Here is a 290-nt window from a genome sequence, read left to right on the forward strand (position 1 = left end):
CGGGCGGGCGGGCGGTGACGATCTGGTCGCCACCGTCGGGCAGCTGAAAGTGTCGCCCGGCGCGGCGAACGTGATCGCCGGCGCGGTCGCCTTCACCATCGACGTGCGATCGCCCGACGCGGCGGTGCGCGATGCCGCCGCGCAGGACATTCTGGCGGCGGCGCGAGAGATTGCGGCGCGGCGCGGCGTCGGTTTTTCCGCGACGCCGATCCACGATCTACCCGCCAGCCCGTGCGACGCGGCGCTGACCGACCTGATGGCGGACGCGCTGGCGGCGTGCGGCCACCCGC

1 pseudogene is annotated in these 290 nt (G+C 75.2%); it reads left to right on the top strand.

What is annotated here, in order from left to right:
* Positions 1 to 290: pseudogene (locus AX685_RS22340) on the top strand (Zn-dependent hydrolase); the annotation flags it as partial.

Source organism: Sphingomonas sp. CCH9-F2, from assembly GCF_001556735.1.
GTDB lineage: Bacteria > Pseudomonadota > Alphaproteobacteria > Sphingomonadales > Sphingomonadaceae > Sphingomonas > Sphingomonas ginsenosidimutans.